Below are 25147 nucleotides of genomic sequence, written 5' to 3'. Positions count from 1 at the left end.
TCGGCCGTCTCGCTATCGCTCAGCTTCGTTGTGATGTACTTCCTCACGTTTGCGATGATCAACGTCCTGGACGATCTCTTCCTCAACATCAGCAACCTCTACATGGCACTGATGATGGTCTTCCCCATGGGCATCATCATGGTCATCGTCATGTGGAAGATGTTCCCGAACAAGGCCGCGAACATCAGCTTGCTCGTAGGTTTCGCCGCGCTTTTCCTTGTCGCCTTCTTCATGGGACGCTCGGAAGCGTTCGTCGGTAACGACCAGTTCCTCCGTTCCATGATCCCGCATCACTCTCGAGCGATTCTGGTGTGTGAGCAATCAGACATCAGCGACCCGGAGATCCAAGATCTCTGTGAGCAGATCATCTCGTCACAGCAGGAAGAGATCGACCAGATGAATGAGATTCTCGACCGTCTCGACGATTAGTGGGGCGTCGGCACCACCCTTGCGACAAGTGGACCGGCTACCGCGCTCATGACGAGCGGACCGGATCACCGCCGTCGACAGGGTCCGGGTCGACCAGGCAACCTTACGCCTCAGCCTTACGCGAGAGCTGCCGAAAACGATCGTTTCCGGCAGCCCCCTCCCAGGCCGCCGGCCGACCACACGACACGCCGGCCGTGCGCCGACCGAAACCCCCTGCCGGAACCTGCCGCGCCGAAACCGTCCGCTCGACGTTTTAGGCAGGACGGGTTGAGACGCGATTACCGACAAGTTTCGTGAGACAACGGGCGCTTTCGGCGCCGCATCAGCCACCCGTCTTTCCGGGGCTGCTCTGTCTCACCAGCCGACAACTTTCGTGAGATCGGACAGGGTCGTCGGCGTCGTCGAGAGGACGGACCGCGGCTGCTCCGCCACGAAGCCGTCGCGGAGCCCGGTCGACATCCCGAGCACGGCCACGGCCATCGCCTCCGGCATCCCGGCGGCGCGGAGCCCCTGGCGCATCTCCTCGTCGTCGATGCGCTGCACGGTCACCTCTCGCCCGAGCTCGCGCGTCAGGATCGCGGCCACCTCGGCCCAGCTCAGATCCGCGGGTCCGTGCACGGCCTGCACCCGCCGCCCCCTCCACTCCCCGTTCAGCAGCGTGAGGGCGGCGACCTCCGCGATGTCGCGCGGCGCCACCCACGGCATCCGGAAGTCCAGCGGCAGCACGGTGGCGAGCGTCCCTCCCCGCAGTGACTCGACGTCGAGCAACAGGTTGGTGAAGAAGTAGCCGCAGCGCAGATGCGTCACGTCGATGTCGAGGGCGTCGAGCGCGACCTCCGTGCCGGCCAGGCCGTCGATCTCGCCGACGCCGTGCCGCTTCTCCGCCCCGACGCTGCTCTGGAACACCACCCGCCGGACGCCGTTCGCCCGGACGGCCTGCACCAGGGCCTCGGTCGCACGCGCGTAGTCGGCGAGCGGGTCGTCGGAGAACGCCGACGGATCCACCCAGTACAGGGCATCGACGGCTCGTGTCGCGGCGACGATCGCCTCGGGATCCTGCGAGTCGGCCTGCGCGATGTCGACGTACGGGCGGAGGTCGGCGGCGATGCGATCGGGGTCCCTGGTGAGCAGTAGGGGACGGACACCGGCGCGGATCAGCATCCGGGTGAGGTGGTGCCCGACGTGGCCGTTCGGGGTGGTGACAGCGATGCGCATGAGGGTCCTCTCGGTCGGTGTCGCTCCACGCTACGGACGGATACGGCCTGATTCCGGCCGCATCTCGCGCGATGATGGAGCCGTGGACGCCCCCTCGCACCGCACCCTCCATCTGCTGTCCCTCCTGCAGACCGGCGGCGAGTGGAGCGTGCCCGACCTCGCCGCCCGCCTCGCGGTGAGCCCGCGGACGGTCCGCCGTGATGCGCAGCGCCTGCGCGACCTCGGCTACGACGTGCGCTCCCGCCCCGGTCCCGGCGCGGCCTACCGCCTGCGACCGGGGACGCGCATTCCGCCGCTGCTCCTGGACGCCGACGACGTCACCACGATCATCACCGGGTTGCTCGTCCTCGAAGCGTGGAGCCCGGAGGACCCGGCCGCCGCCGTCGCCCGCGGGAAGATCGAACAGGTCCTCCCGCCGGGCCTCCGGCGACGGGCCGCGGCGACGGCGCTGTCCACGCAGATCCTGCGGGCCGAGCCGGCGCCCGCGGAGTGGGCTGCGGTCGGGACGCTGGCCGACGCGGTCGCTCAGGATGCTCGCGTCGCCTTCACCTATACCGACCAGCACGATCGCGCCTCGGAGCGGGTGATCGCGCCGCATCACCATATCCTCCGCGGAGGGCGGTGGTACGTGGTCGGCTTCGACATCGACCGCGACGACTGGCGGCTGTTCCGGCTCGACCGGATGCGGGAGGTGCGGGCGCTGCCGGGGGTGTTCGCGCCCCGTGAGTTCCCGTTCGCATCGGTCGAGGAGTGGCTCACGAGCGACTTCGGCCGTTCCGGAAGCTGATCGCACGCGGCGGCGCAAGCCCCTCCGCGGATGCCTTCGCTCGCCGTACCCTCGCCGCATGTTGAAGATCGTGTCGATCGTGATCCGCGTGGACGACCTCCCGGCCCAGACCGCGTTCTGGAAGGCCGCCCTCGACTACGTCGAACGAGACCCCGCGGAGGACGACTGGGTCGTGCTCAGACCCCGCGACGCCGACGCACCCTGCATCGCCCTCGACGCACACCACTCGGAGCGTGTGCTTCCGCCGCGCATCCACCTCGACATCTATGCGGAGGATCAGTCCGCGGAGGTGGAGCGCCTCGCCGGACTCGGAGCACGGGAGGTGCACTGGGACGGCCGCCCCGACGACGCGGACTACATCATCATGGAAGACCCCGAGGGGAACCGCTTCTGCGTCGTGGACCGTCCCGACTGGCGTGGGTGGAGCACCGCGTGAGTCCGGGGTGTTCGTGCGGCCCGTTCGTGCGGTCTCCCGCGGGTGCAGAGTGCGAAAACGTTCCGGGGCGGGTGGGGTCGGGGCCGTTTCTGATCCCGTATCGGCACTCAATGGGATGCACCCGGTGGGGAGTGCGAAACCGTTCCGGTCGAGGCGAGATCAGGATCAGGGATGCTTCTGCGCCCGCACCGGGCTCCCGGACGGGAACCCGTGCAGAGAAGGGCAGAAACGTGCCCGAGCCGGCGACGGGAGGAACGGTTCTGCGCCTGCACCGGGGCTTCAGCGACGACGCATGAGGCCGTCGAGGTCGCTGGAGGCGAAGGTCAGGGAGTATCCGGCGCGGTGGTGCGCTCGGCGGCAAGCGCGCGGCGATGCGCAGTCAGCGCCGCCCGGACCGCCGAGTAGATGATCAGCCACAGGAGCAGCAGCGCGAGAAGCGGGACGACCAGGTAGACGAGGAGGAAGAGGACGGAGGTACCGGCGAACATCGCTCCAGCGTAGGGGCGGTCGTGCTCCAGCGACGGTAGGTAGAGAGGATCGTCACCTCGTTGCGGTCAGAAGTGCAAGAACGCCCCGGATCCGGTGGCCGAAGGGACGTTCCTGCACTCTCACGCGAAAGGAGGGACGCGGCGTGGCTAGGGGCGCGGGAGGCGGGCGCGGGCGGCGCGGACGAGGGCGGCATTGCTCGGAGCCTCGGAGCCGTCCGGGAGGAGGAGTGTGTCCTCCAGGCCGATCCGCGTGTCGAGGCCGAGCTCCGCGGCCAGGTCGAGGGCGGGCCAGGTCGACAGCTCCTCCCCGTGCAGCAGGATCGGCAGGTCGGGCTCCTCGCGAGCCACGTGCGCGATCAGACCTTCAGCGTGCGAACGGACGACGTCGGCCGCCTCCGCCGGAAGCTCCACGAGCACGCGCAGGCAGTCGCCGCGGACCGGGGAGACCCGCCACGCCTCGAGTCCCGCCGCGTCCCAGATACCCGCCTCCACGCCGATGCCCCGTCGACCCAGCGCCACGGCCACATCGTCGGCCCCGTCTTCGTGCCAGTTCACGGAGGCATAGTCGGGGAGCTCCGTCCAGCCTCCGATGGCCTCGAGCCTTCGCGACACGTCGGGCTCGGCCCAGGCCCCGGTCGTCACGCCCACGGGCACTCCCGGCGCCGCGGCGCGGACGGCCCCGAGCCACCGCTGCACATCCTCGGGCGCGAGGGAGTCGCGGCCGGCGGCGTCCTTCGGGTGCACGTGGATCTCCGCAGCCCCGGCATCGACGGCCGCCGCGGCGTCTTGAGCGACCACAGTCTCGTCGGCGCTCAGCCACGGGTGCTCCGCGACGTCTCTGGCGCCGTTCACACAGGCATGCAGGATCATCCGCGCCTCACCACATGAGGTCGCGCGGGTGCGCTTCGTTCGGGGCCACGTCCTCCGACGGCCCCTCCTCCGTGCGGACGAAGTGCTGCACCTGGCGCGCGGTCGCCGCCCCGCGGCCGACCTTCACCGCCTCCTCCATCGACTCGAAGCTGCTGCCCAGCGTGTGCGACTCGCCCTGGATCCGGTTGAACCAGATGCCGTTGCGCGAGAACGTCTCGATGTCTCCTGCGGCCATGCCCTGCCTTTCGTCTCCCTCCTTTCTACGTGAGGCGACCGACAGCGAAGAGGCCCTTGACATGTCGTGTCGCGCGCCCGCGCCGACCCACCCCCTTCCGCGCAACCCGGCCCCCTGCGGACGGTCGCAAGGGGCCGGGTCGACCGCAAAGGACCGGTTCGGGCACAGGAGGCACGCCGCTCGTCGAGCCACCCCGTTCTGTGCATCCCGGCCCCTTGCGGACGACCGGAAGGGGCCGGGTCGACCGCACAGGGCCGGGTCGAGTGTCCGACGGGATCAGGCGACGTCGAGGACCCAGGTCACGCCGAAGCGGTCCGTGAGCATGCCGAAGCCGGCCGACCACGCGGAGGCGGCGAGGGGCTCGACCACCGTCGCGCCGTCGGCGAGGGCATCCCACACGGGCTGAAGCTCCGCGAGGGACTCCGCCCGCAGCGACTGGAAGAAGGAGCGGTCGGTGATCGTCATCCCGTTCTCGCGGCGGGTGGCTCCCGAGGGCGCAGCGGTGTCGTCCGCACCCGGGATGTCGTACGCCATCAGCCGCACGGGTCCGTCGAGCTGCCCGAACACGACCTTGTCGAACCCGGGAACCCCCTCCGGCATCCCGAACTGCCCGTAGGTCGCCGCGGTCACCTCGCCGCCGAAGACCGACCCGTAGAAGTCGAGCGCCTCCCGAGCCGTGCCGCGGAAGTTGAGGTGGGTGGTGGTCGTGAGAGTCATGGTGTCCTCCGTGTCCCGGCCCGCCGATCGGGCCGTGTGACCCCACCTTCACAGCAGTAGAGGTCTGTTTCTGTCCGCTTCTCCACACAGAATGGAGCCATGACCGGAAGCTCCTCGCGCATGCTCGCATTGCTGTCCCTGCTGCAGGCGACACGGGACTGGCCGGGCGGGGAACTCGCCGACCGTCTCGGCGTCACACCCAGGACGGTGCGCCGCGACGTCGATCGACTGCGCGCGCTCGGCTACCGCATCGGATCCAGCAAGGGCCCGTACGGCGGCTACCGCCTCGAAGCGGGATCGGATATGCCGCCGCTGCTGTTCGACGACGATCAGGCCGTGGCGATCGCCGTGGCCCTGCAGAGTGCGAGCGCGACCGGGGTCGAAGTCACCGAGGCCGCACATCGTGCACTCGCGACCGTGCGCCAGGTGATGCCCTCACGCCTGCGCCACCGGATCGACGGCATCCGCTTCACCGGCGCACCGGCCGAGATCCGCGTGGACCCGGCCGTGCTGGAGGCGGCGAGCGCGGCCGTGCGCGACCGACAGGTGCTCCGATTCGACTACGGCTCCGCACGGGACCGCCCGCCCCGGCGCACGGAGCCCCATGCCGTCGTGGCGCGGGAAGGCCGCTGGTACCTGCTGGCCTGGGACCTCGACGCGGCCGACTGGCGCACGTACCGCCTCGATCGACTGCGGCCCCGCACGCCGACCGGACCCTCCTTCACGCCGCGGCCTCTCCCCGCCGCGGACGCGCAGACACTCCTCGCCGCGCGCGCCAAGGGCTCGACGGCCGAGGACCGCTGGCCGTGCACGGGCGAGGTGGACCTCGACCTGCCCGCGCGGGAGGTGATGCCGTGGGTCGGCGACGGCGAGGTGGTGCCCCTGTCGGACGGCTCGTGCCGCCTTATGGTCGGCTCCTGGTCGTGGACGGGTGTGCTCGCCGCGGTGGCCCGGTTCGACGCACCGTTCACGGTGGTCGGGCCCGAGGCGCTGCGCGAGGCGGCGGGGATGCTGGCGCAGCGGTTCGCGGCAGCGCACTCCTCCTCCTGACGCTGCCCTGTGGGGGAGTTATCCAGAACGTTCGGGGAGCTCCGTCCGCCCGGCCTCGCAATGTCGCCGAGCGATGGTTCACTGGCCCCACGAATCCAAGAACTAGTAGTTCTACTACTTTGGATCTACCCTGAGGAGATGGGCACCGTGTCGAAGACCGAACTGAATCAGCAGACCGCGCGGGTGCTGGCGCGCGTCACCGCCGGCGAGCACCTGACGGTGACAGACCGCGGGCGCCCGATCGCCGAGTTGTCGCCGCCCGCCGAGACGGCCTGGACTCGCATGATCGCCAACGGGCGGGTGACGCTGCCCCGCGCGAGCGGTCCGCTCCGCCACGCCCCCGTGCCGGACTCGCTGTCCGCGACGGAGATCCTCGGCGAACTTCGGGCCGACCGGTCGTGATCTACCTCGACACCTCAGCGGCCGCGAAGGCACTCATCGAGGAAGAGGGGTCGGAAGCGGTCGTCCGCGCCTTCGCGAACGGCAGCGAGTTCGTCTCTTCGCGCCTCCTCGCCGTGGAACTGCACGCGATCGCAGACCGCCGTTCCCTCGACCGCGCAGCCGTCGTCGATCTCCTCGACCGCGTCGCGCTCGTCTCCGTCGACGACGAAACGCTGACCGCGGCCATCCAGGCAGGCTCAGGGCTCCGCACTCTGGATGCTCTCCACCTCGCCGCCGCGCTCGAACTCGGCGACGTGGTCACTGCGCTCCTCACCTTCGACCGTGAGCTGGCGGCCGCAGCACGCGCACAGGGCCTGAGCCTCGCCGAGCTGCCATGACGCCGCCGCCTTCCCACCCCGACGCCGTGCGACTGCGCGCACGAGAGAACGGCCCCGACCGCGCCGGTAGACTGAACACGCCCCGCCGGCCCCTTCCTTTGGAGTGCGCGTGACCACCGCCCCTGCACCTTCCCCCCAGCACGTCCCCGACTCCGTCGAGAACGCGATCGCGACGCCCGAGAAGGAGCAGCCGTACGGCGCCCTCGGGCTCAAGGACGACGAGTACGCGCGCATCAAGGAGATCCTCGGCCGCCGCCCCACCTCGGGCGAGCTGGCGATGTACTCGGTGATGTGGTCGGAGCACTGCTCCTACAAGTCGAGCAAGAACTACCTGCGCCGCTTCGGCCAGAAGGTCTCCGACGAGATGAAGGAACGCCTGATGGTCGGCATGGGCCAGAACGCGGGCGTCGTCGACGTCGGCGAGGGCTGGGCCGTCACCTTCAAGGCCGAGTCGCACAACCACCCGTCGTTCATCGAGCCCTTCCAGGGCGCGGCGACCGGTGTCGGCGGCATCGTCCGCGACATCATCTCGATGGGCGCCCGCCCCGTCGCGGTCATGGACGCCCTGCGCTTCGGCGCGATCGACCACCCGGACACCGCCCGCGTCGTGCACGGCGTGACCAGCGGCATCAGCTTCTACGGCAACTGCCTGGGCCTTCCGAACATCGGCGGCGAGACCGTCTTCGACAGCGTCTACCAGGCCAACCCGCTCGTGAACGCGCTCGCGGTGGGCGTGCTGCGCCACGAAGACCTCAAGCTCGCGAACGCCACCGGCGTCGGCAACAAGGTCGTCCTGTTCGGTGCCCGCACCGGCGGCGACGGCATCGGCGGCGCGAGCATCCTGGCCTCCGACACGTTCGCCGACGGCGGCCCCACGAAGCGCCCCGCGGTGCAGGTGGGAGACCCGTTCGCCGAGAAGGTGCTCATCGAGTGCTGCCTGGAGCTGTACCGCGGCGAGCTCGTCGAGGCGATCCAGGACCTCGGCGCCGCCGGCATCTCGTGCGCGACGAGCGAGCTCGCTGCCAACGGCAACAGCGGCATGAAGGTCTCCCTCGACAACGTGCTGCTGCGCGACCCCACGCTCACGGCCGAGGAGATCCTCATGTCGGAGTCGCAGGAGCGCATGATGGCGATCGTCGCCCCCGAGAAGCTCGACGCCTTCCTGGCCGTCGTGAACAAGTGGGAGGTCGAGACCTCCGTGCTCGGCGAGGTCACCGGCGACGGACGCCTCATCATCGACTGGCAGGGCGAGCGCATCGTCGACGTCGACCCCTCGACCGTCGCGGTCGACGGCCCCGTCTACGACCGTCCCGTCGCCTACCCGACGTGGATCGACGCCCTGCAGGCGGACGCCGCCGAGAACCTGCCGCGGGCAAACGACCCGGAGACGCTCCGCGAACAGTTCCTCGCCCTCGTCGCCTCCCCGAACCTCGCGGACACGAGCTGGATCACGAACCAGTACGACTACTACGTGCTCGGCAACACGGCCCTGAGCTTCCCCGACGACGCCGGCATGATCCGCGTGGACGAGGAATCCGGCCTGGGCTTCGCGGTCTCGACGGACGCCAATGGCCGCTACTGCCAGCTCGACCCCTATGCGGGCGCGCAGCTCGCGCTCGCCGAGGCCTACCGGAACGTCGCCGTCACCGGCGCCGTGCCGACCGCGATCACCGACTGCCTGAACTTCGGCTCCCCCGAGAACCCCGAGGTCATGTGGCAGTTCGGGCAGACCGTCGACGGCCTCGCGGACGGCTGCTACGAGCTGGGCACCCCGGTCACGGGCGGTAACGTCTCGTTCTACAACCAGACCGGCGACGTGCCGATCCACCCGACGCCGCTCGTCGGCGTGCTGGGCATCATCGACGACGTCTCCCGCCGCATCCCGTCCGGCTGGCAGGACGAGGGGCAGAACATCTACCTGCTCGGCACGACTTCGACCGAGCTCTCCGGCTCCGCGTGGGCCGACGTCGTGCACCAGCACCTCGGCGGCCGCCCGCCGAAGGTCGACCTCGCGGGCGAGAAGCGCCTGGCCGGACTACTCGCCGCGGCCCGTGACGAGTGGCTCATCTCCTCGGCGCACGACCTCTCGGAGGGTGGTCTCGCCCAGGCCCTGGCCGAGGGTGTCATGCGCTTCGGCGTCGGTGCCCGCGTCTGGCTGAATGAAATCATCGAACGCGATGGCGTGGACGCCGCGACCGCCCTGTTCTCCGAGTCGACCGGCCGCGTGCTCGTGACCGTCCCCCGCGAGGACGACGTGAAGTTCCGAGGTCTCTGCGAGGGCCGCGGCTACCCGGTCGCCCGCATCGGCGTCACGGACAGCGAGCCACAGCTCGAGGTGCAGGACGTCTTCACCGTCTCGGCCGCCGAGCTCCGCGAGCGCTCGCAGGCCACGCTGCCGTCGTACTTCGGTCCGACCGTCACGGAGCCGGTGGCCTGATGAGCGGCGACGGCCTCAGCGAGGACTACGGCGACCTCGGCGAGAAGCGCAACCGGCGCATCCGCATCATCGCGTGGACCGTCATCGTGGCACTGATCCTCGGTGGCGGCGGCGCGACCGTGCTCACCATCCTCCTCGGCTGACCTGGCGTTACGTCGCAGATTCGCACCCGGGTCGCAGGGATTCCAGGAACCCATGCGACCTCGTGCGGATCCGCGACCTCAGCGGGCGAAGAGGTAGCGGGTCAGGGCGACGACGGAACCCGGATCGTGGGCCTCGCGGCCGAGGGACTCCACGATGATGGCCCCGAGGATCGCGCGGCCGAGCTGCTCGACCGGGGCGTCCTCCGGCAGCTGACCGTCCCGGATGCCCCCGCGGAGGCGCTCCGACAGGTACTTCTCCACCCCGAGGCTCTCCCCGAGGTGCGCGCCGACCGAGGCGTCCTCGGTCGCCGCGGCCACGAGCGACCGCAGCAGCACCCCGCCCTGGGGTTTCTCGAGGATGGAGAGCACGCTCCGCAGCCAGGTCTCCACGTCGGCGGAGAGGTCTCCGGTGTCGGGAACGACGAAGTCCACGGGGATGAGTCGCCCCTCGGCCAGGCACTCCCCGATGAGCGCACCCCGCGACGGCCACCAGCGGTAGATGGTCTGCTTGCCGACCTTGGCCTCCTTGGCGATGCCCTCGATCGTGAGGCGGTCGTACCCCTGATTGTGGAAGAGCCGGGCCGTCGCGTCGAGGATCGCCTCGCGAGCCGCGGTGCTGCGCACGGGGCCGCTGCGATGCTCGTTCACCATGCGTTCAGGATAGCCACAGATCCCTAGACGAGACGTGCCGTATGCTCTTTTCGTCTGAAGGAGATCACGTGGCTTCACTGCTGTTCCGTCTGGGTTCTTTCGCTGCGCGCAAAGCATGGACGGTGATCGTCTCCTGGGTGCTCATCCTCGGGCTCGGCGTCGGCGCCTTCCTCACGTTCGGCGGCACGCTGAGCAACAGCTTCGACATCCCGGGCACCGCGTCCGGCGAGGTCACCGATCAGCTCGCCGACAAGCTGCCGGACACCGCCGGCGGTACCGGGACGGTCGTCTACCGGACGGACGACGGCGAGCCGTTCACCGACGAGCAGAAGCAGGAGATCTCCGACCTCGCCGCGAGCGCGGAGGACCTCGACGGCGTCGCCTCCGTCGTCGACCCGTTCGACGCCCAGCGGCAGCAGGACGAGCAGGCGAAGGAGCTGACAGACGGCCAGGCCCAGCTCGACGCCGGCCGCACCCAGCTCGACGCCGGCCAGGCCCAGCTCGACGACGGCCGCGCCCAGCTCGAGACCGGGATCGCCCAGCTCGAAGGAGCGCGGGCTCAGGCCGACGCCGCCGGTGCACCGCCCGAGCAGACCGCCGCGCTCGACGCGCAGCTCGCGGAGCTGAACGCCCAGCTCGCGCAGCTCGAGGCCCAGCAGGCCACCATCGACACGAACCGCGACGAGCTCGCCGACAGTGCGGAGCAGCTGGAGCTCGGAGCGACCCTCCTCGACCTCTCGGAGGGCATCGGCGTCGTCTCGGAGGACGGCTCCACGGCGATCGTCAACGTCTCCTTCGTCGACCCGCGCCTGGAACTCGCCGAAGAGACCAAGCAGAGCACCATCGCCCACTTCCAGGACGAGGAGATCGACGGCGTCACGGTCGACTTCGGCACCGACATCGCCCAGGGTGTGCCGGAGATCTTCGGCGTCGGCGAAGCCATCGGTCTCGCGTTCGCCGCGGTCGTGCTCATCGTCATGCTCGGCTCGCTGATCGGTGCGGCCCTTCCGATCGTCACGGCCGTGGTCGGCGTCGGCGTGGGCGTCACGGCGTCCCTCGCGTTCTCCGGCGTCGTCGACATGGCCTCGGTCACCCCCGTCCTCGGCGTGATGCTGGGGCTCGCGGTCGGCATCGACTACTCCCTCTTCATCGTGAACCGGCACCGCAAGCAGCTGCTGGCCGGGTCGCCCGTGCGTGAGTCCATCGGCCTGGCCACCGGCACCTCCGGGACCGCGGTGGTGTTCGCGGGGACCACGGTCATCGTCGCACTCCTCGCCCTCAACGTGACGGGCGTGCCGTTCCTCGGCCTCATGGGCACGGTAGGCGCGGTCTGCGTCGCCGTCGCCGTGCTCGTGGCCGTGACCCTCGCCCCGGCGATCCTCGGCCTCGTCGGCACCCGCCTGCTCGGCCGCAAGGCGCGGGCGACCATCGGCCAGGAGCACGCGGCCGGAAAGCCCGTGCGCCGGATGTCGACGCTGCGCGCGGTCGTCACCGCCCTCGTCAGCGTCGTCGCGCTGCTCGTGATCGCGATCCCCGCGATGTCGATGCGCCTCGGCCTCCCGGACGGGTCGAGCGAGCCCGCCGACTCCACCAGCTACCGCGCGTTCCAGACCGTCGATGAGCAGTTCGGCGAGGGCGCGAACGGGCCGCTCCTGGTGACCGCGACCCTCGACGACGCCGTGAGCGACGACGACCTGCTGGCCACCCAGGTGACCGTGGCCGAGAAGATCGCGGAGCAGGACGACGTGGTCGCGGTCGCTCCCATCGCGACGTCGGACGACAACACGCTCCTCGCCTTCCAGGTGCTGCCCGCCGAGGGCCCGAACAGCGCCTCCACCGAGAAGCTCGTGCAGGATCTGCGGGGCCTCCCCGAGATCGACGGCGGCATCACCCTCGGCGTCGCCGGGCAGGCTGCCACGAACATCGACATCTCCGAGGCCCTGGCGAGCGTGCTCCCGCTGTACCTCGTGGTCGTCGTGGGCCTGTCGCTGCTCATCATGATCGTCGTGTTCCGCTCGCTGCTCGTGCCGCTCATCGCCACGGGAGGCTTCGTGCTGTCGCTGTTCGCGACGTACGGGCTCATCGTCGCGGTGTTCCAGTGGGGATGGGGCGCCGACCTCATCGGGTTGCACAGCACCGGTCCGATCCTGAGCTTCCTGCCGGTGATCCTCGTCGGCATCCTGTTCGGGCTCGCGATGGACTACCAGCTCTTCCTCGCGTCGGGGATGCGGGAGGCCTATGTGCACGGCGCCTCCGCGCGCGATGCCGTGGCGCAGGGCTTCCGGGCCGGGCGCTCGGTGGTCATCGCGGCCGCGCTCATCATGGTGTCGGTGTTCGGCGGGTTCGTGTTCTCGGAGTCGACCATCATCCGGTCCATCGGGTTCGGCCTCGCGTTCGGCGTGCTGCTCGACGCGTTTGTCGTGCGGATGCTGCTGATGCCCGCGCTCATGCACCTGCTCGGACGCTCGGCCTGGTGGCTGCCGAAGTGGCTCGACCGCATCATCCCGAACGTCGACATGGAGGGCGCGGCGCTGGAGCGGGACCACCCCAGCGTGCACACCGACTCCGTGCCCACCGTGGAGGCTCCGCGCACCCGCGGCTGAGTCGCGGTCACGCGCGGGTTCAGGCGTTCGCGCGGGTTCAGGCACCTGCTGCTGGTGTCGCCTGATGCCGCGCGGATGCCTGACCCTGCGCGCGCCGTCGCGGGCGCAGGCGTTCAGGAGAGGACAGGCAGGCGCGGGAGTTCAGGCGCCTGCTGCCCGTGTCGCCTGATTCCGCGCGGGCGCCTGAATCCGCGCGGACGCCTGGACCCGCGACGACGTGAGTGTCGCCGGGCCTAGAGTGGGCGGATGGATCTGCGAGCGCTGTTGGAAGAGCGTCGCGCCGAGGCCGCGGCTCGCGTCACGGCGACGGCGGCCACCCTCGCCGAGCTCATGCACGACCGTGAGGGCTCGAACGACGACGACGAGCACGACCCGGAAGGGGTGACGCTCTCGTCGGAGTGGTCCCGGCTGTCGGGGCTCGCCGAGGCGGCGCAGGCGGAGCTTCGCCAGGTGGACGAGGCGCTGATGCGGATGGACGCCGGGACCTACGGCATCTGCGTGCACTGCGGCAAGCCCATCCCGCCGGAGCGCCTGGAGGTACGGCCGTTCGCGGAATACTGCGTGGCCTGCGCCGAGAAGCTCGGTCGTTGACGCCGGAGTAGCATCGCGGGCATGGCCATCGCCCTCGAGAACATCGGGATCGCCGTGCGCGACCTCGACGCCACCATCGCCTTCTTCACCGACCTGGGGCTGTCCGTGGTCGGACGGGACGAGGTCAGCGGCGAGTGGGCGTCCACCGCGGTCGGACTCGACGGGAACCACGCGCGGATCGCCGTGCTGCAGACCCCGGACGGGCGCGGGCAGATCGAGCTCTTCGAGTACATCCATCCGGACGCGATCGAGACGGAGCCGACGAGGCCGCACGAGATCGGCATGCACCGGATCGCCTTCTCCGTCGACGACATCGACGCCTCCCTCGCCATCGCCGCGCGGCACGGGTTCCATCCCCTGCGCGGCGTCGCGAAGTACCGGGACATCTACCGACTGACCTACCTCCGCGGCCCCAGCGGCATCATCCTCATGCTCGCGCAGGACCTCACGCAGGCCTGAACCCGCGTCGGCCGGGCACAGCTTCGGAGACCGCAGGCGACACGCCGTCGAACGGAACCTGTCGACGGCGTGTCGGCCCGGATCTCCGAAGCTGTGCCTCTCGGGACCGCGCGTGGGTCGCCGTCAGACCACCATGCCGCGCCAGATCACCTCGATGGCGGCGCGCAGGCGAGCCACGACGGCCGGGTCGCTGATGCGGTCGCCGCGGACGACCAGCTGGTAGTACGCGACACCGGCCACCGCGTCGAAGCAGGCCTCGACGTCGAGATCCGCCCGGAGCTCGCCGCGCACAACACCGGCGCGCAGCGCGTTCTGCAGCGGAACCCGACGGCGGGAGACGTGCGACTCCCAGTAGGCCTTCTGCAGACCCCGATCGGACATGACGAGACGGATGCGCTGACGGAACCGCTCCTCGGAATAGCCGGGCGCGGACGGGGCCACGCCCTCCGCGCCGAGCCCGAGGCCGGTGAGGAGGATCTCGCGCAGGTCGGCATCGATCGGGTACTCCGGCGGAACCTCCCGGCCCACGTCGAGCGCCGCAGCGATCAGCGTCGTGAGTGACGGCCAGCGCCGGTACAGCGCCGCCCGGCTCACGCCGCTCCGGGCGACGACCCGCGCGACCGTCACATCCTCGCCCGCATCGATGATGTCCAGCGTGGCAGCGACGATCTGTGCATCGATGTCCTCGTCGCGCGGACGGCCGGGGCGGCGGCGCCCCACGCCCGAAGGCGTCACGACGGTCATGCCCCGAGCGCCCGCTCGCGCAACCGGACGATGGTCGCGTCGGACAGCCCGGCCGCGCGGAGCGGGGCCAGCGGGTCGCCGTGCTGAGCCCGGAGCGTGTCGAGGAGGCTGCGCATGGACACGTCCATCGATCCCTCCAGCAGCGCCGACGACGCGTCCCGCGCGTCGAGGTCGAAGCCGAGCGCTTTCCACATCGCCCCCATGACCGGAGCGGTGCGGGCCATGATCGCGACCATGTTGTCGCCGGTGCGCGCGTAGTCGGCCACGATGTCGTCGTCCCCAGCCCCGAGGGCGAGCAGCAGCATCGCTGCGAGGACTCCCGTGCGGTCGCGCCCCGCCGCACAGTGGAACGCCGTCGCTCCCGGGGTGTGCGCGATGACGTTGAGCGCGGTCACGAGCTGCGGCGCGGCGCCCTCCACCATGCGCAGGTACATCAGCCCCATGGCCTCGTGCGTCAGCGCCGGGTGCTCCCGATCCATCGATGCGCCGACATCGGCGATCAGCGGGAGGTGGTGGTACGCGACCGGGTGCTCGCCGAGCGGACCGCGGCCGGTGACCGCGACCTCGAGCGGCGAGCGCAGGTCGATGATGGCCGTCAGCCCGCCTGCGAGGAGCTCGTCCGCGACCTCCGCGGTCACATAGGCGAGGTCGTCGGTACGGATGGCCAGACCCGGACGGAGCACCCCGCCGTCGATGGCGATGCCGCCGAGGTCGCGCAGGTTGACCGGCGCGCTGAGGATGAGACCGGTGTCGATCGTGGTCATGTGATTCTCCTTCGGATGAGGGCACTGCCCTGGTCGATCAGCGTGACGAGCACGATGATGCAGAGGATGATGGCGCTGAGGTGGCCGTAGTCGTACATGCGCATGGCGGTCGTCAGCTCCAGGCCGATGCCGCCGGCGCCGACGAGACCGAGGATCGTCGCGCCGCGGACGTTCCCCTCGAACAGCAGCAGCGTGTACGAGGTGAGCAGGGGTGCGGCCTGGGGGAGCACCGCGTATTGGATCACCTGACGCTTCGAGGCGCCGACCGCCTCCATCGCGACGACGGGACCGCGGTCGACCTGTTCCATGGCCTCCGCGAAGATCTTGCCGATCGACCCGATGGAGCCGAGCGTCATGGCGAGGATGCCGGCGAAGGGCCCCAGTCCGACCGCCGAGACGAACATCAGGGCGAAGACGAGGTCGGGCACGGAGCGGATGATGTTCATGATCCAGCGCGTCGGGTAGTACAGCCACCGTGGTGCGAGGGTGGACGTCGCCCCGAACGCGACGATCAGGGACAGCACCGCACCGAGGACCGTGCCGACGACGGCCATCTGGAACGTCTCCAGCAGCAGCGCGAGGATGGTGCCGATCTTCGAGAAGTCTGGCGGGAACAGCCGGGACAGGAACTCCCCCATGTTGACGGCCCCGTCGCCGAGCTTCACGAAGTCGAAACCCGCCCCGGCGAAGGACCAGATCAGCAGAAGGGCCGCGACCGGGATGCCGAGAAGGAAGCGGGCGCGGGGGACGCGGAAGGCGCTCTCGAGCCGGGCGCGCTCCGCCGGTTCGAGCTGGGGGCGTACGGTCCGGTCCTGGCGCTCAACGGTCGTGGTCATCGGCGTGCTCCTCGTCGTCGTACAGGGCCTCCAGTGCGGCCACGTCCAGCTGCGACGTGACGCCGGAGACGAGCATCTCTCCGTGCCGCAGACCGACGATGCGGTCGCTGTGCGCGAGGGCGAGCGGCAGCACGTGCAGGCTCACGAGCACCGGGATCCCGTCCTGCACCGCGATCTCGCGGAGCAGTCCGAGCACGGAGTCGGCGAGCTTCGGGTCGAGCGAGGCGACCGGCTCGTCGGCGAGGATCAGCTTCGGGCGCTGCATGAGCGCGCGGGCGATCGCCACGCGCTGCTGCTGGCCGCCGGACAGCGACCGCGCCGGCGCCGCCGCCTTGTGCGCGATCCCGACACGGTCGAGCAGGTCGAGGGCCCGGCGGCGATCCGCGCTCGTGAATCCGCCGACGAGATTGAGCGGTCCCGCGGTGTGCAGCGCCCCGGTCAGCACGTTGGTGAGGACGCTGAGGCGCGAGATGAGGTTGAACTGCTGGAAGACCTGCCCCACCTCGGACCGCAGCGTGCGCAGCTCGCCGCGCACCAGATTCGTGACGTCGTGTCCGGCGACCCGCGCGGAGCCCGCGGCGATGGGCGCGAATCCGGTGAGGCTCCTCATCAGCGTCGACTTCCCTGAGCCCGACGCTCCCAGCAGCGCGACCATCTCGCCGGGGAAGAGGTCGAGATCGACGCGGTCGAGCACCGTCGTGGTGTCGTAGGCGACGCGCAGACCGCGGACGCTGACGAGCGGCAGCGCCTGGCGCACCTCGGCCGTCGGCGTGCGCCCGTCGTCCTGGTGCCGGGCAGCCACGGCGACGCTCATGCCCGTCACTGGAGGTCCTTCAGCTCGACGCCCGCGACGGCCGCGATCTCGGCGAAGGACTCGAACGCGCTGTCGTCCGGGTCGACCGTCTGCGGGGCGGCTGCGAACGACCCGAAGGCGCCCAGCTTCTCAGCGTTCTCGGGGGTGAACACGGCGGCGATACCGTCCTGGATGGCCTTGCGTGTCGCGGCGTCGAGCGAGGGACGACCGAGGACGGCGCCGGCGACGTCCATGGCCGGGCTCTCGCCGACCGCGCGCCACTCGCCGTCCGCGAAGGGGAACATCGGCGCGCCGAGCTCGGTGAGCATGACGGCGGTGCACGCGGCATCCACCTGCCCCTGCTCCAGGGCCGCGAAGCTGCCCTCATGGCCGCCCGCGAAGATGGCCTCGTAGTCGTCGCCCTGCTCCAACCCGGCCTCGTGCAGCATGTAGACCGGCATGAAGTATCCGGAGCTGGAGGCCTGATCCGCGAAGGCGACGGTCTTCCCCGCGAGGTCCTCGAGCGTCTGCACGGGCGAGTCCGCGAGCACGACGCAGGTGGACACGGGCTTGCCGTCGCCCTCGAACGCGACGAGGGCATCGACCTCGCCGGTGTTCACGGCGAGCGCGGACGGGAATCCACTCATGATCCCGATGTCGACGTGGTCGGCGCGGATGGCCTCCACCACGCTGAGGTAGTCGGGCACGTCGGTGATCTCGACCTCGCGGCCCGTGGCCTCCTCCAGCAGCGCGCCGAACACCTCGATGGGGTTCTCGGCCGTAGGGTCGTCGCCGACGGGGATGGTCGCGATCGTGATCGGGGCGTCCGGGTCGGCGGGGGCCGCATCGGCGGTGGGGGTCTGGCATCCGGTGAGGGCGAGGGCGGCCACGCCCAGGAGGCCGACGACGGGCAGGGTGAAGCGGCGCATGATGACCTTTCGGGAGGTGAGGCCCCGGGATTCCGAGACCATCGGTATTCCAACTCCCGAAGGTGACGGGGAATTACGAGACCGCCGTACCCGTATCCGAACGCTTCGTGAACGGATGGTGTCGCCGCCCGGGTCAGCGGGAGGCGAGGACCTCGGCGATCTGGTCGAGCACGGCGATCGGAGCGCGCATCTCGGACGCGGGAACCGGGGGCTCACCGGTCTCGAGCATCCGGGCGAAGGCACGGACGCCGGGCTGCACGTACCCGGGGCCGATCGGGATCTCCCGGCTGGCGATGCCCCGTCGGCCGACGACGGTCGCCCGGAACGGCACCTGACGGTCGCCGTCCGGCCGCACGAACTCCAGCGTGACGGGCACCCCGCCGACCCGGTAGCGGGCGACGACACCCGCGGGCAGGAACTGCACCTCGACGTCCTCCGCGATGCCGGGCCGCAGAACCTGGGCGAGATCGGCGATGTGGATGCCGTAGAAGAAGATGCCGCTGTACGGGCTGTCCGGATCGGCAGGCCCTGTGACGGTGACCGCCTGGACCTCCCCGATGCGGCCGGCCTCCGCCACGAGCTCCGCGGTGTCGGCGAGCCAGCGGAGCGTGGACGATGAGGTGACGGGCGCCCGCCCACCCTGCGCGGCGGCGAGGATCGCGTCGGCATCGGCGACCGCTGCTGCGAGGGGCTTGTCGACCCAGACCGGCACCCCGGCTTCCAGGAAGGGGACGGCGATGGCGCGATGATCGGCACCGTCGCGGGCGGTCACGATGAGCGCATCCACCGTGCCGAGGAGCGCGCCCGCCTCGTCGACGACGCGTTCGATGCCGCCGAGCGCGGCCAGTTCCCGCGTGCGCTCCGGCTCCCCGGCCACGAGGGCCGTGATCCGCACGGGCACGTCCGGGGCCTCGACGTTGAGGAAGCGGACGATCTCCGTGGCGTGGCTGTTCTCGATCCCGACGATGCCGACGCTCTTCATGCGGCCGCCCTCCCTCTCGTGCGGGCCCCCGGCGACCCGCCGTCGCGCAGTAGGCTGAACCCATCATGGACGAGTTCATCCGGGGCTTCTGGAACTTCGCGGGTGACTACTGGTGGCTCATCTTCCCGATCATGGGCATGGCCGGCGGCGCCGCCAAGGCCTGGGAGCGCAGCTCCAAGCGTCGGCACGAGCGCCGGCTGGAGACGCTGCGTATGAAGGCGCAGCTGAAGACGGCCGAGATCGAGGCGCGCGCGGCCGGACGGCAGGCGAAGCGCCAGGGTCCGACCGTGGTCGACACGACCGCGTCGGTGGCGCCCGACGACCTGCTCGCCCGCCTCTTCGCCGAGCACGACGAGATCACCGCGCGCTGGCTCGACTACGAGCTCGACGTCGCCAAGCTGATCGCCTTCCCCGCGATGAGCGACGGCCGCCAGCCGCTGACGGCCGCCTTCCTCCGCGCGAAGAAGACCGCGGACGCGCTGCGTCCGGCCTCCGCCGACGCGACGCTCTCGGAGCAGCAGATCGCGGAGTACCTGCAGGCCGTCGGCGACTACGCCGTCGCGTTCGAGATCGCGGAGAAGGACGCCCGCCGGCTGCGCGACTCGACGTTCACCGAGGCCGAGCGCAAGCGCCTCGACCGTGCGCAGCAGCTCCTCAAGGTCGCCGTGGACGAGTCGGCGACGCAGTCCGAGCGGAACATCGCGTACAAGCGGGTGCGCGAGGAGCTCGACGGCCTCATCCTGCTCTCCGACGAGGCCGTGACCGTGCTCGAGAAGCAGGTGGCGAAGGAGCTTCCGTCCGCCCGTGCCGCAGCGGCAGATCATGCGGATGCCGTTCCGGAGCCGCTGCCCGTGACCGACCCGCGGCGGACGGCGGAGGGCGCATGACTCCCGAGAACGTGACCGGCCCGGTCGCCGTCCACGCGGAAGCCCCGGTCTGGTGGCCCGGGTGGGGCGGGCTGCGCTGGGTCGACGGAGACGCGGGCGACCTGCTCACCCTCCGCGGCGACGATATCGTCCGCCAGCACGTCGACGACGAGTACCTCGCGTTCTTCCGTCCGCGGACGTCCGGCGGCTTCGTGGCGGTGGGCGCGCGTACCCTGTACCTCGCCGACGGCCCCGACGCGGAGGCCCGTCCCGCCGCGACCCTCCTCGACGACGGCGCGGTGCGCATGAACGACGGCTGCTGCGACCCGCGAGGACGACTCCTGGCCGGATCGATGTCCACGGACTCCACCGAAGGTGCAGGGACCGTGCTGCGCATCGACGCCGCGCTCGACGTGACCACGGTGCTCCCCCGCGTGACCTCGTCCAACGGGGTCAGCTACTCCCCGGACGGCCGCCGCGTCTACTACGTGGACACCGACACCGGCCGGATCGACGTGTTCGACGTGGCCGAGGGCGACCTCCGCGGACGCCGGGTGTTCGCGCACATCCCCGAAGACGACGGCGTGCCCGACGGCCTCACGGTCGCCGCGGACGGCAGTGTCTGGGTCGCGCTGTGGGGCGGGAGCCGTGTGCGGGGGTTCGAGCCGTCCGGGGCCGTGCGCGAGGACATCGTGCTGCCGGTGCCCCAGGTCAGTGCCTGCACGTTCGGCGGCGACGACCTCGGCACGCTCTTCATCACGACCTCCGCGCAGGGCCTGCCGCCCGATCACGGCACCGCCGCGGGGTCTGTCTTCGCGGTGCGTCCCGGGGTGCACGGCCTCCCGGTCCTCCCCTTCGCCGGCTGACCCTCGCGCGGGTTCAGGCGCTCGCGCGACATCAGGCACCTTTCCCCTCCACTCGCCTGAGCCGGCGCGGATGCCTGTGGCCGCGGGGCCTGGGAGAGGCCTCTACCCGGGACACGGTTGCACTCAGCGAAAGGAACCGTGCCCCGGGCACAGGCCTCACCCGAGCCGGACCCGCTCCGTGCGCTGGTGCTGACGGCCGAGCCGCTCGATCTCGATGGTCATCTCGTCGCCGTCCTGCAGATAGGGGAAGCGCCCGGACAGCGCGACGCCCTGCGGGGTGCCGGTGTTGATGACGTCTCCTGGTTCGAGCACGAGGTAGTGGCTGAGCTCGTGCACGAGCTGCAGCACGGGGAAGATCATGTCGGCGGTGGAGGAGTCCTGCCGCGGCTCGCCGTTCACGAAGGACCGCAGGCGCAGCGCCTGGGGGTCGACCTCGTCGGCGGGCACCAGCACGGGGCCGAGGGGGTTGAACGTCTCGGAGCACTTCCCCTTCGACCACTGTCCGCCGGAGACCTCGAGCTGATACGCCCGCTCGGACACGTCGTTCGAGATGGTGTAGCCGGCGATCACGTCGCGCGCGGCCTCGACGGAGGGCAGATACCGCGCCGTGCGGCCGATGACGACCGCGAGCTCGACCTCCCAGTCGACCTTCTCGGCGCCCGGCGGCAGGAGCACGACGTCGTCCGGGCCCACGACCGTGTTCGGGTGCTTGAAGAACACCACGGGGCGCGCGGGCGGCTCGGCGCCGGACTCCGCCGCGTGCGCCGCGTAGTTCTGTCCGATGCAGATCACGGCGGTCGGCCGCGCCACAGGGGCGCCGACGCGCAGTCCCGTCGTCTCCGCTTGCGGCAGCGAGCCGTCCGCGAGCGCCGCCCGCACGCGGGCGATGCCGTCCGCGGCGAGGAAGGCGCCGTCGATGTCGCGGGTCAGGGATCCGAGATCGCGCACCACACCCTCGTCATCGCGGACGTAGGGGCGCTCGTGGCCGATCTCGCCGAGTCGCAGCAGTTCCATGGGAGTCCTCTCAGCGCGCGGCGGCGAAGCTCGGGTTGACGATGGGCACGGCCTCGCCGGCGAGCGAGCGGATCACGTTCTCGGCGGCGTGCACGGGAAGGTCCGCCAGAGCCTCCGGGGAGTACCAGGCGGCGTGCGGCGTGAGCAGCACGGTGTCGAGCGCCCGCAGCGGGGAGGTCGCGGGGAGGGGCTCCTCCGCGAAGACGTCGAGGGCGGCACCGGCGAGCCGCCCGTCGCGGAGCGCCGCGGCCAGGGCGTCCTCGTCGATGAGCGGGCCGCGGCAGGTGTTCACGATCACGGCGTCGCGCTTCATCGTCGCCAGGGCCGCGGCGTCGATCAGGTGGCGGGTCTCGTCCGTCAGCGGCACGTGCAGCGTGAGGATGTCGGCGCGGGCGATCGCCGAGGGGATGTCGACGGGCTCGCAGCCCGCGTCGCGCACGGCGTCGTCGGGAGCGTACGGGTCGGCGACGAGCACGCGGAAGCCGAGCGCCCGGCACCCGCGGGCGACGATCGATCCGATGCGCCCGAACCCGAGCACCGACACGGTGGTGGAGGACGGCCTCACGGCGAGCGGCCGGGCGTCGACGGCCTTCCAGACGCCGTCGCGCACGGCCCGGTCGTAGGCGGAGAGGCCGCGGGCCTGGGTCATGATCATCGCGACGGTGTGCGCGGCGACCTCTTCGATGCAGTAGCTCGGCGTGTTCGCGACGGCGATGCCGCGGGCCGTGGCGGCCTCGACGTCGATCATGTCGTAGCCGATGCCGACCCGGCTGATGAAACGGAGGTTCGGCAGGCGGTCCATCAGGGGGCCGTCGATGCGCGCCCACTGCACGACCAGCGCCTCGGCGTCGGCTCCGGCGGCGGCGATGTCGTCCGGACTCCCGGAGGCGGCCCGTTCGGCACGGAGGCCGGCGGCCCGGAGGGTGTCTTCGATGACGATTCCCGGGAGGTCGCAGTCGGTGACGAGGATGAGCGGCGCGGTCATGGATGCGATGCTATAGCATCTAGCAAGCTCGCGTACAGCCGCTGTCGCGAGACCGCTTCTTGCTATAGCGTTTAGGCATGACTGTTCGCCGCGCACTCGTCACGGGCGCCAGTTCCGGCATCGGAACCGCCGCCGCCCTCGAACTCGCCCGCGAGGGCGTCGCCCTCTGGATCACCTACGCCGGACGCGAGGCCGAAGCCGTCCGCGTGGCTGAGGAGTGCCGTGCCGCCGGTTCCCCGGACGTCCACGTGTCGCGCCTCGACCTCCGCGAACCGGACTCCATCGCCGCCCTCATCGCCGAGGTCACGGACGCCTGGGGCGACCTGCACGTCCTCGTCAACAACGGCGGGGTGTGCCCGTACACCCCGTATCCCGAGATCGACATCGAGGAGTGGGACTTCGTCCTGGAGACGAACGCCCGCGGGACCTTCCTGCTCACCCGCGCGGCGCTCCCCCTGCTCCGGGCTGCCGACGGCGACCGCTCGGTCATCAACATCGCCTCGATCGCCGGGCAGGTCGGCGCACTGCAGACGGGCATCCACTACGCGGCCAGCAAGGGGGCGATCCTCGCGATCACCCGCAGCTTCGCCCGGCATTTCGCCGCCGAGGGCATCCGCGTCAACGCCGTCACCCCCGGACCGGTCGCCAGCGCGATCACCGATCAGCTCCAGGGTGAAGGCCGCGCGAAGCTCGAGTCGGGCATCCCCCTCGGCGCCTTCGGTCAGCCGGAGGACGTCGCCTGGATCATCGCCTCGCTCGCCTCGGAGCGCGCCCGCTTCATCACCGGAGCCACCTACGACGTCAACGGAGGAGTTCGCATTGACTGACCGCACCACCCTCGACCGTTCCGCTCTCGACACCGTGCAGGCGCAGCTGGACGCCTTCAACGCGCACGACCTCGACGCCTTCGTCGCGACATATGCCGACGATGCCGTGGTCACCGGGGTCGCGCCGGAACCCCTCGTCGGCTCGGCCGCGATCCGTGCCTTCTACGAGCCGCGGCTGCAGAACCCGGAGCTCTCCTGCGTGATCGACACGAGCGTCCTGTTCGGCTCCCGCTGGGTCGTCGCGCAGGAGCAGGTCATCAACGCCGGCGTCGCCACGGAGACCATCGCGACCTTCGACGTGGTCGACGGCGTGATCTCGCGGGCGTCGATGCTCAAGGCCTGACCCGCTTCGAATCGCCCGATCGGCTGTATTTCCGGTCGAAATGGGACCATTCAGGCGATTCGAAAGAGGGTCAGTGGTGCTCCGGGAGCACCGGGGACGACCAACCGGGGTCGCGGCCGAGGTGGGCGGCGCGGGAGACCGAGGCGGAGCCGTAGCGGTCACGGAGTGTGTCGAGCACGGTATCGAGGCGGGACTCGTCGCCCCAGTCGATCGGCAGCTCGGGCGGGACGCTGTCCGCGGCATCGAGCTGGGTGAACGAGAGGCCGAGCAGGGTGAGCCCGCGACCGCTGATCTCGGGCTGCGCCGCGGCGAGGAGCGTGCGGGCGACGGCGAGCAGCAGGGCGGTGCGGTCGGTCGGCGCCCGAAGCGACCGCGAGCGGGTGGCCTTCGTGAAGTCGCCGAAGCGCAGCCGCAGCACGACCGTCCGGCACACGCGGCCGCCGTCGCGGAGACGCCGCGCGAGCCGGTCGACGATCTGGGTGAGGATGACGTCGAGCTCGTCGGCCGACCGGGGACGGGTCCCGAGCGCGCGCTGCGACCCGATCGACCCGCGGCGCCGCGTCGTGTCCACGGGGCGCGGATCCCGCAGGCGGGCGAGAGCATGGACGTGCGCTCCGGTCGCCTTCCCGAGCATCCGCTCCGCCGTCGCCGCCTCGATCTCCGCGAGCTGGCCGACCGTGCGGATGCCGTACCGGTGCAGCTTCTCCGCCGTCACGGCGCCGACGCCCCACAGCCGCTCGACGGGAAGCGGCAGCAGGAACTCCTCCTCCCGGTCGGGCTCGACGATGAGGAGTCCGTCGGGCTTGCTGACCGCACTCGCGACCTTGGCGAGGAACTTCGTGCGGGCGACGCCGACCGAGATGGCCAGGCCCGCCTCGGCGCGCACCCGCTCCCGCAGCCGGACGGCGATGGCCTCGGGAGTGCCGGCGATGCGACGCAGACCGCCGACCTCGAGGAACGCCTCGTCGATCGAGAGACCCTCCACGAGCGGGGTGGTGTCGCGGAAGATGCGGAAGACCTCCTTGCTGGCGGCGGAGTAGGCCTCCATCCGCGGCGGCACGACGACGGCGTCGGGGCACAGCTCTCGTGCCCGCCGTCCGCCCATCGCCGTGCGGACGCCGCGTGCCTTCGCCTCATAGCTCGCGGCCAGCACGACCCCGCCGCCGACGATCACCGGACGCCCGCGGAGCTCCGGCGCATCACGCTGCTCGACCGAGGCGTAGAACGCATCGAGGTCGGCATGCAGAACCGTCGCTTCCCCGCGCATCCCGTTCTCCCGTCGACGAGCGGATCGTCGCACGGACCGGG

The 25147-nt window shown here is 70.9% G+C and carries 30 protein-coding genes; 15 read left to right on the top strand and 15 right to left on the bottom strand.

Features of this window, described 5'->3' with window-relative positions:
• Positions 1 to 33: 33 nt before the first annotated feature.
• Positions 34 to 429 carry a DUF305 domain-containing protein gene (locus tag AB0310_RS11100; RefSeq protein WP_268777274.1) on the top strand — a complete coding sequence of 132 codons (396 nt, stop codon included), beginning with the start codon at positions 34 to 36 and terminating at the stop codon, positions 427 to 429.
• 354 nt (positions 430 to 783) lie between these two features.
• Here the strand turns inward: AB0310_RS11100 and AB0310_RS11095 are convergent, their stop codons facing one another.
• Positions 784 to 1644 carry an NmrA family NAD(P)-binding protein gene (locus AB0310_RS11095; protein ID WP_366237255.1) on the bottom strand — a complete coding sequence of 287 codons (861 nt, stop codon included), beginning with the start codon at positions 1642 to 1644 and terminating at the stop codon, positions 784 to 786.
• 82 nt (positions 1645 to 1726) lie between these two features.
• Here AB0310_RS11095 and AB0310_RS11090 point away from each other — a divergent pair, with 82 nt between their 5' ends.
• The gene (locus tag AB0310_RS11090; RefSeq protein ID WP_366237254.1) at positions 1727 to 2431 is read left to right on the top strand and encodes a helix-turn-helix transcriptional regulator; all 705 of its coding nucleotides are present in this window, start codon (positions 1727 to 1729) and stop codon (positions 2429 to 2431) included.
• A 58-nt stretch (positions 2432 to 2489) separates the two neighbouring features.
• On the top strand, positions 2490 to 2867 hold the full coding sequence (locus AB0310_RS11085) for a VOC family protein (RefSeq protein WP_259951796.1): 378 nt from the start codon (positions 2490 to 2492) through the stop codon (positions 2865 to 2867).
• Positions 2868 to 3190: 323 nt separating this feature from the next.
• Here the strand turns inward: AB0310_RS11085 and AB0310_RS11080 are convergent, their stop codons facing one another.
• The 4 genes from AB0310_RS11080 to AB0310_RS11065 form a co-directional block, all read right to left on the bottom strand.
• Positions 3191 to 3355, bottom strand: a complete 165-nt coding sequence (locus tag AB0310_RS11080; protein ID WP_366237253.1) for a hypothetical protein — start codon at positions 3353 to 3355, stop codon at positions 3191 to 3193.
• Positions 3356 to 3502: 147 nt separating this feature from the next.
• Positions 3503 to 4225 carry a 3-keto-5-aminohexanoate cleavage protein gene (locus tag AB0310_RS11075; protein ID WP_366237252.1) on the bottom strand — a complete coding sequence of 241 codons (723 nt, stop codon included), beginning with the start codon at positions 4223 to 4225 and terminating at the stop codon, positions 3503 to 3505.
• A 7-nt stretch (positions 4226 to 4232) separates the two neighbouring features.
• On the bottom strand, positions 4233 to 4460 hold the full coding sequence (locus AB0310_RS11070) for a hypothetical protein (RefSeq protein WP_187662965.1): 228 nt from the start codon (positions 4458 to 4460) through the stop codon (positions 4233 to 4235).
• A 276-nt stretch (positions 4461 to 4736) separates the two neighbouring features.
• Positions 4737 to 5177, bottom strand: coding sequence for a VOC family protein (locus AB0310_RS11065; RefSeq protein WP_292795972.1), 441 nt, complete (start codon positions 5175 to 5177; stop codon positions 4737 to 4739).
• A gap of 99 nt (positions 5178 to 5276) precedes the next feature.
• On the opposite strand from AB0310_RS11065, the gene AB0310_RS11060 reads away from it, so the two are divergent.
• The 5 genes from AB0310_RS11060 (at position 5277) to AB0310_RS11040 (ending at position 9586) form a co-directional block, all read left to right on the top strand.
• Positions 5277 to 6227 carry a helix-turn-helix transcriptional regulator gene (locus AB0310_RS11060; protein ID WP_366237251.1) on the top strand — a complete coding sequence of 317 codons (951 nt, stop codon included), beginning with the start codon at positions 5277 to 5279 and terminating at the stop codon, positions 6225 to 6227.
• Positions 6228 to 6365: 138 nt separating this feature from the next.
• Positions 6366 to 6629 (top strand): type II toxin-antitoxin system Phd/YefM family antitoxin, encoded by a 264-nt coding sequence (locus AB0310_RS11055; RefSeq protein WP_366237250.1) that lies wholly within the window; start codon positions 6366 to 6368, stop codon positions 6627 to 6629.
• Positions 6626 to 7006 (top strand): PIN domain-containing protein, encoded by a 381-nt coding sequence (locus AB0310_RS11050; protein ID WP_187662962.1) that lies wholly within the window; start codon positions 6626 to 6628, stop codon positions 7004 to 7006. Before AB0310_RS11055 ends, AB0310_RS11050 begins: the two co-directional genes overlap by 4 nt.
• 109 nt (positions 7007 to 7115) lie before the next feature.
• Positions 7116 to 9443: a phosphoribosylformylglycinamidine synthase subunit PurL gene (gene purL / locus AB0310_RS11045; protein ID WP_187662961.1), complete on the top strand. Its 2328-nt coding sequence runs from the start codon at positions 7116 to 7118 to the stop codon at positions 9441 to 9443.
• Positions 9443 to 9586, top strand: a complete 144-nt coding sequence (locus tag AB0310_RS11040; RefSeq protein WP_187662960.1) for a hypothetical protein — start codon at positions 9443 to 9445, stop codon at positions 9584 to 9586. Before purL ends, AB0310_RS11040 begins: the two co-directional genes overlap by 1 nt.
• Positions 9587 to 9664: 78 nt before the next feature.
• On the opposite strand, the gene AB0310_RS11035 is transcribed toward AB0310_RS11040, so the two are convergent.
• Positions 9665 to 10237: a TetR/AcrR family transcriptional regulator gene (locus AB0310_RS11035; RefSeq protein ID WP_025104106.1), complete on the bottom strand. Its 573-nt coding sequence runs from the start codon at positions 10235 to 10237 to the stop codon at positions 9665 to 9667.
• A 68-nt stretch (positions 10238 to 10305) separates the two neighbouring features.
• Here AB0310_RS11035 and AB0310_RS11030 point away from each other — a divergent pair, with 68 nt between their 5' ends.
• From AB0310_RS11030 to AB0310_RS11020, 3 genes are all read left to right on the top strand, one after another.
• On the top strand, positions 10306 to 12840 hold the full coding sequence (locus AB0310_RS11030; RefSeq protein WP_366237249.1) for an MMPL family transporter: 2535 nt from the start codon (positions 10306 to 10308) through the stop codon (positions 12838 to 12840).
• 246 nt (positions 12841 to 13086) lie between these two features.
• Positions 13087 to 13431, top strand: coding sequence for a TraR/DksA family transcriptional regulator (locus tag AB0310_RS11025; RefSeq protein WP_268777477.1), 345 nt, complete (start codon positions 13087 to 13089; stop codon positions 13429 to 13431).
• 21 nt (positions 13432 to 13452) lie between these two features.
• Entirely contained in the window at positions 13453 to 13890 is a 438-nt protein-coding gene (locus AB0310_RS11020; protein WP_366237248.1) for a VOC family protein, read from the top strand.
• A gap of 123 nt (positions 13891 to 14013) precedes the next feature.
• Here AB0310_RS11020 and AB0310_RS11015 read toward each other — a convergent pair whose 3' ends face one another.
• The 6 genes from AB0310_RS11015 to AB0310_RS10990 all read right to left on the bottom strand — a co-directional run bounded on the left by AB0310_RS11015 (position 14014) and on the right by AB0310_RS10990 (position 18938).
• A complete protein-coding gene (locus AB0310_RS11015) occupies positions 14014 to 14634 on the bottom strand; it encodes a TetR/AcrR family transcriptional regulator (RefSeq protein WP_187662956.1) in 621 nt (206 codons plus the stop codon).
• A complete protein-coding gene (locus AB0310_RS11010; RefSeq protein ID WP_187662955.1) occupies positions 14631 to 15398 on the bottom strand; it encodes a tyrosine-protein phosphatase in 768 nt (255 codons plus the stop codon). The genes AB0310_RS11015 and AB0310_RS11010 overlap by 4 nt, the downstream gene beginning before the upstream one ends.
• Positions 15395 to 16234 carry a phosphonate ABC transporter, permease protein PhnE gene (phnE, locus tag AB0310_RS11005; protein WP_187662954.1) on the bottom strand — a complete coding sequence of 280 codons (840 nt, stop codon included), beginning with the start codon at positions 16232 to 16234 and terminating at the stop codon, positions 15395 to 15397. The genes AB0310_RS11010 and phnE overlap by 4 nt, the downstream gene beginning before the upstream one ends.
• Complete coding sequence (locus AB0310_RS11000; RefSeq protein ID WP_366237247.1) at positions 16218 to 17048, bottom strand: phosphonate ABC transporter ATP-binding protein; 831 nt, start codon at positions 17046 to 17048, stop codon at positions 16218 to 16220. The genes phnE and AB0310_RS11000 overlap by 17 nt, the downstream gene beginning before the upstream one ends.
• 5 nt (positions 17049 to 17053) lie before the next feature.
• Positions 17054 to 17998 (bottom strand): phosphate/phosphite/phosphonate ABC transporter substrate-binding protein, encoded by a 945-nt coding sequence (locus AB0310_RS10995; protein ID WP_366237246.1) that lies wholly within the window; start codon positions 17996 to 17998, stop codon positions 17054 to 17056.
• A 91-nt stretch (positions 17999 to 18089) separates the two neighbouring features.
• Positions 18090 to 18938, bottom strand: a complete 849-nt coding sequence (locus AB0310_RS10990; protein ID WP_366237245.1) for a Gfo/Idh/MocA family oxidoreductase — start codon at positions 18936 to 18938, stop codon at positions 18090 to 18092.
• A 65-nt stretch (positions 18939 to 19003) separates the two neighbouring features.
• On the opposite strand from AB0310_RS10990, the gene AB0310_RS10985 reads away from it, so the two are divergent.
• Both AB0310_RS10985 and AB0310_RS10980 read left to right on the top strand, forming a co-directional pair.
• On the top strand, positions 19004 to 19825 hold the full coding sequence (locus AB0310_RS10985; protein WP_366237244.1) for a hypothetical protein: 822 nt from the start codon (positions 19004 to 19006) through the stop codon (positions 19823 to 19825).
• The gene (locus AB0310_RS10980) at positions 19822 to 20670 is read left to right on the top strand and encodes an SMP-30/gluconolactonase/LRE family protein (RefSeq protein ID WP_292795990.1); all 849 of its coding nucleotides are present in this window, start codon (positions 19822 to 19824) and stop codon (positions 20668 to 20670) included. The genes AB0310_RS10985 and AB0310_RS10980 overlap by 4 nt, the downstream gene beginning before the upstream one ends.
• Positions 20671 to 20826: 156 nt before the next feature.
• Here the strand turns inward: AB0310_RS10980 and AB0310_RS10975 are convergent, their stop codons facing one another.
• Complete coding sequence (locus tag AB0310_RS10975) at positions 20827 to 21684, bottom strand: fumarylacetoacetate hydrolase family protein (protein ID WP_366237243.1); 858 nt, start codon at positions 21682 to 21684, stop codon at positions 20827 to 20829.
• Between the two features lie 10 nt (positions 21685 to 21694).
• Positions 21695 to 22669, bottom strand: coding sequence for a C-terminal binding protein (locus AB0310_RS10970; protein WP_366237242.1), 975 nt, complete (start codon positions 22667 to 22669; stop codon positions 21695 to 21697).
• A gap of 77 nt (positions 22670 to 22746) precedes the next feature.
• On the opposite strand from AB0310_RS10970, the gene AB0310_RS10965 reads away from it, so the two are divergent.
• Together AB0310_RS10965 and AB0310_RS10960 are read left to right on the top strand one after the other, a co-directional pair.
• A complete protein-coding gene (locus AB0310_RS10965) occupies positions 22747 to 23496 on the top strand; it encodes an SDR family NAD(P)-dependent oxidoreductase (RefSeq protein ID WP_366237241.1) in 750 nt (249 codons plus the stop codon).
• Positions 23489 to 23839, top strand: a complete 351-nt coding sequence (locus tag AB0310_RS10960) for a nuclear transport factor 2 family protein (protein ID WP_187662946.1) — start codon at positions 23489 to 23491, stop codon at positions 23837 to 23839. Before AB0310_RS10965 ends, AB0310_RS10960 begins: the two co-directional genes overlap by 8 nt.
• A gap of 70 nt (positions 23840 to 23909) precedes the next feature.
• On the opposite strand, the gene dinB is transcribed toward AB0310_RS10960, so the two are convergent.
• Positions 23910 to 25106: a DNA polymerase IV gene (dinB, locus tag AB0310_RS10955; RefSeq protein ID WP_366237240.1), complete on the bottom strand. Its 1197-nt coding sequence runs from the start codon at positions 25104 to 25106 to the stop codon at positions 23910 to 23912.
• Between the last annotated feature and the right edge of the window lie 41 nt (positions 25107 to 25147).

The organism is Microbacterium meiriae, assembly GCF_040702565.1.
In the GTDB taxonomy this organism is placed as follows: domain Bacteria; phylum Actinomycetota; class Actinomycetes; order Actinomycetales; family Microbacteriaceae; genus Microbacterium; species Microbacterium meiriae.
The sequence above is the reverse complement of the archived record's forward strand: the minus strand, read 5'-3'. Positions and strand labels throughout refer to the sequence as shown.

Bases quoted from the DNA above. Each gene is read 5' to 3' on its own strand.
- AB0310_RS11100 (WP_268777274.1), top strand. From the start codon at position 34: ATGTACTTCCTCACGTTTGCGATGATCAACGTCCTGGACGATCTCTTC.
- AB0310_RS11095 (WP_366237255.1), bottom strand. From the start codon at position 1,644: ATGCGCATCGCTGTCACCACCCCGAACGGCCACGTCGGGCACCACCTC.
- AB0310_RS11085 (WP_259951796.1), top strand. From the start codon at position 2,490: ATGTTGAAGATCGTGTCGATCGTGATCCGCGTGGACGACCTCCCGGCC.
- AB0310_RS11080 (WP_366237253.1), bottom strand. From the start codon at position 3,355: ATGTTCGCCGGTACCTCCGTCCTCTTCCTCCTCGTCTACCTGGTCGTC.
- AB0310_RS11075 (WP_366237252.1), bottom strand. From the start codon at position 4,225: ATGATCCTGCATGCCTGTGTGAACGGCGCCAGAGACGTCGCGGAGCAC.
- AB0310_RS11070 (WP_187662965.1), bottom strand. From the start codon at position 4,460: ATGGCCGCAGGAGACATCGAGACGTTCTCGCGCAACGGCATCTGGTTC.
- AB0310_RS11065 (WP_292795972.1), bottom strand. From the start codon at position 5,177: ATGACTCTCACGACCACCACCCACCTCAACTTCCGCGGCACGGCTCGG.
- AB0310_RS11060 (WP_366237251.1), top strand. From the start codon at position 5,277: ATGACCGGAAGCTCCTCGCGCATGCTCGCATTGCTGTCCCTGCTGCAG.
- AB0310_RS11055 (WP_366237250.1), top strand. From the start codon at position 6,366: ATGGGCACCGTGTCGAAGACCGAACTGAATCAGCAGACCGCGCGGGTG.
- AB0310_RS11040 (WP_187662960.1), top strand. From the start codon at position 9,443: ATGAGCGGCGACGGCCTCAGCGAGGACTACGGCGACCTCGGCGAGAAG.
- AB0310_RS11035 (WP_025104106.1), bottom strand. From the start codon at position 10,237: ATGGTGAACGAGCATCGCAGCGGCCCCGTGCGCAGCACCGCGGCTCGC.
- AB0310_RS11025 (WP_268777477.1), top strand. From the start codon at position 13,087: ATGGATCTGCGAGCGCTGTTGGAAGAGCGTCGCGCCGAGGCCGCGGCT.
- AB0310_RS11020 (WP_366237248.1), top strand. From the start codon at position 13,453: ATGGCCATCGCCCTCGAGAACATCGGGATCGCCGTGCGCGACCTCGAC.
- AB0310_RS11015 (WP_187662956.1), bottom strand. From the start codon at position 14,634: ATGACCGTCGTGACGCCTTCGGGCGTGGGGCGCCGCCGCCCCGGCCGT.
- AB0310_RS11010 (WP_187662955.1), bottom strand. From the start codon at position 15,398: ATGACCACGATCGACACCGGTCTCATCCTCAGCGCGCCGGTCAACCTG.
- phnE (WP_187662954.1), bottom strand. From the start codon at position 16,234: ATGACCACGACCGTTGAGCGCCAGGACCGGACCGTACGCCCCCAGCTC.
- AB0310_RS11000 (WP_366237247.1), bottom strand. From the start codon at position 17,048: ATGAGCGTCGCCGTGGCTGCCCGGCACCAGGACGACGGGCGCACGCCG.
- AB0310_RS10995 (WP_366237246.1), bottom strand. From the start codon at position 17,998: ATGGTCTCGGAATCCCGGGGCCTCACCTCCCGAAAGGTCATCATGCGC.
- AB0310_RS10990 (WP_366237245.1), bottom strand. From the start codon at position 18,938: ATGAAGAGCGTCGGCATCGTCGGGATCGAGAACAGCCACGCCACGGAG.
- AB0310_RS10985 (WP_366237244.1), top strand. From the start codon at position 19,004: ATGGACGAGTTCATCCGGGGCTTCTGGAACTTCGCGGGTGACTACTGG.
- AB0310_RS10980 (WP_292795990.1), top strand. From the start codon at position 19,822: ATGACTCCCGAGAACGTGACCGGCCCGGTCGCCGTCCACGCGGAAGCC.
- AB0310_RS10975 (WP_366237243.1), bottom strand. From the start codon at position 21,684: ATGGAACTGCTGCGACTCGGCGAGATCGGCCACGAGCGCCCCTACGTC.
- AB0310_RS10970 (WP_366237242.1), bottom strand. From the start codon at position 22,669: ATGACCGCGCCGCTCATCCTCGTCACCGACTGCGACCTCCCGGGAATC.
- AB0310_RS10965 (WP_366237241.1), top strand. From the start codon at position 22,747: ATGACTGTTCGCCGCGCACTCGTCACGGGCGCCAGTTCCGGCATCGGA.
- dinB (WP_366237240.1), bottom strand. From the start codon at position 25,106: ATGCGCGGGGAAGCGACGGTTCTGCATGCCGACCTCGATGCGTTCTAC.